Source organism: uncultured Campylobacter sp. (assembly GCF_938045535.1).
In the GTDB taxonomy this organism is placed as follows: Bacteria; Campylobacterota; Campylobacteria; order Campylobacterales; family Campylobacteraceae; genus Campylobacter_B.
Genome location: NZ_CALIMQ010000178.1, coordinates 1 through 2,739, shown reverse-complemented (window position 1 = coordinate 2,739; position 2,739 = coordinate 1). Strand labels below are relative to the sequence as shown.

Sequence of the window (2,739 nt, the reverse complement as noted above, 5' to 3'; positions counted from 1 at the left end):
AAATTTGGTATTTTGGCAAAAGGACGCCGATCTGGCGCGCCTACTTGCGGGCTCGGCGTTGATCTACGTTTCGCTAATTTTGCATAAGAAGATCATGAAATTTTACGCCGTGCGCGAGCAAAGAATTTAGTATTTAACTAAAATTTTATATTTTTACATTAGAATTAGCCCTTATTTTATTTGAAGTTGGCAAAATGAAAAAAACCTTGAAATTTATCGCCTTTACCCTGCTCATCGTCATTGCGATATATTTTTTATACGGTAAATTTTTTAAGCAAGAAGAGGTGCCGAAGGCGCTTACCACAAGGCTTGAGAAAGGCAGTATCAGAGGTACGGTGACGGCTGCGGGAGAGGTTTATGCTAGGGATTTGGTCGACGTGGGCGCGCAGGTAAGCGGACAGATCAAAAAGCTCTACGTCAAAGTGGGCGATAAGGTTCAAAAGGGCGATATGGTCGCACAGATTGATTCGGTCACTCAAGAAAACGAGATCGCGCAGCAAAAGGCGCAGCTTCTGATCCATGAGGCAAATTTGGCTTCGGCAAAGATCGCTGCAGAAAACGCCAAAACGCAGTATAACCGCGAGCTTGAGCTGTATAAAAGAAACGCCGCTTCCAAAGAGGCTGTGGAAAACGCCAGAAATAGCGCCGCTTTAAAGGAAGCCGAGCAGAAGCAGATCGAGGCGCAGATCGAGCAGGCCAAACTTCAGCTAAGCACCGCGGAGACGAATTTCGGCTACACCAAAATCACGGCTCCGATAAGCGGCACGATCGTTTCCATGCCGGTAGAGGAGGGCAAAACGGTAAATTCCAACCAAACTACGCCTACGATCGTAAAGATCGCCGATCTAAGCAAAATGGAGATCAAGATGCAGATCGCAGAGGGCGATATATCCAAAGTAAAGGTCGGAATGGACGTAGAATACTCCATACTATCGGATCTTGATAATATCAAAAAGGCTAAAATTTACAAGATCGATCCGGGTCTTACCACGCTTAGCGACGGGACTTACGATAAAACCTCTAGCGGGTCGTCCTATTCTTCGAGCAGCAGCGACAGTGCGGTATATTTTTACGCAAAGATGCTCGTGGATAACGAAAACGATTTTTTAAAGATCGGTATGACGACCGAAAACAACATAATCGTAAGCGAAGCGAACAATACGAGTTACCTGCCTACCTCGGTTATCAAGCGCGACGGGGGAGGCGATTACGTCACTGTGCTTAACGGCAAAGAGCCCGAGCAGCGATACGTAAAAACCGGCATCAGCGACGATCTGAATACCGAAATTTTAAGCGGTTTGGATGAAAAAGATGAGGTGCTTATCGCCGACGGAAAAGCCGCGCCGTTAAATATGGACGGACCTCCGATGGTGTTTTAGTTAAAATTTTATGGTGTAAAGATGCTAGAGCTTAAAGATATAAACAAAAAATTCATTCTCGGCGATAACGAAATCCACGTGCTAAAGGACGTAAGTTTAAATATCGAAGCGGGCGAGTTTATATCGATAATCGGGCAATCCGGAAGCGGAAAATCGACGCTGATGAATATAATCGGCTGCATCGATACGCCAAGTAGCGGAAGCTATAAGATCGAAGGTCGCGAGACCGCGAATTTAAGCGGCGACGAGCTTGCGGCGCTTAGAAGTAAAAAATTCGGCTTTGTCTTTCAAAAATACAATCTTATAGCTACGATGGACGCGACCGCAAACGTCTCGCTGCCTGCGGTGTATGCGGGTGTGGGAGCGAGCGAACGGACGAAACGGGCGGTGGAGCTTTTGGATAAGCTGGAGCTTGGCGATCGCACTAAAAATTTACCGAGCAAGCTTAGCGGCGGACAGCAGCAGCGCGTAAGTATCGCCCGCGCTCTAATAAACGGCGGCGAAGTGATTTTGGCAGACGAGCCTACCGGCGCGCTTGATAGTAAAAGCGGCGAGACTGTGATGCAAATTTTAACGGCGCTGCATAAAGAGGGCCACACCATCATCATAGTTACGCATGATGCGCATATTGCGGAATTTGCGGATCGTATCATCGAGATCAAAGACGGTAAAATTTTAAGCGATAAAAGAAAGACGGAACGGGTTTTCGAGCGCAAAAAAGAGCAGATCAAAACGAAAAATTCCTTTATATTTTGCAAAGACCAGCTAATCGAGAGCTTTAAAATGTCCATTAGCGCGATATTTTCGCATAAGCTAAGATCGATTTTGACGATGCTAGGTATCATCATTGGCATCGCCTCGGTTATCTGCGTAGTAGCTCTCGGTAAGGGTTCGGAGGAGAAAATTTTATCCGAGATCCGTAAAATTGGCACCAATACGATCGATATCTTTCCTGGTAAAAATTTCGGCGATGTGCGTGCGGGCTTCGTGAGCACCCTTACGATAAGCGATTCTAAAGTTTTGGCGCGCCAGCCCTACGTCGATTATGCCACACCAAATGCTTCTGCAAGCGGTACGGCAACATATGCTAATTTAAGCTCCAAGGCTCAACTGCGCGGCGGCGGCGTGAATTCTTTGGCGGTTAATGGCATAGATATAGAAGATGGTAGAAATTTTAGCGACGATGATATTAAAAATTCTGCCTCCGTCGCGATTATCGATCCAAACACTAAAAAAACATTTTTTAAAAATTCCGATCCTATCGGAAAGACGATTTTATTTTCGGGTAAGCCACTTAAGATCATAGGAGTTTCGGGCAAGGATAAAAACGCCTTCGGAAGCAACGAAAATTTAAGAATTT

General features: G+C 45.8%; 2 protein-coding genes. Both read left to right on the top strand.

Features of this window, described 5'->3' with window-relative positions:
* Positions 1 to 194: 194 nt before the first annotated feature.
* Positions 195 to 1,379, top strand: a complete 1,185-nt coding sequence (locus tag Q0095_RS05630; RefSeq protein WP_297882159.1) for an efflux RND transporter periplasmic adaptor subunit — start codon at positions 195 to 197, stop codon at positions 1,377 to 1,379.
* 21 nt (positions 1,380 to 1,400) lie between these two features.
* Positions 1,401 to 2,739, top strand: a 1,339-nt coding sequence (locus Q0095_RS05625; protein ID WP_297882157.1) for an ABC transporter permease, incomplete at its 3' end; no start/stop codon positions are given.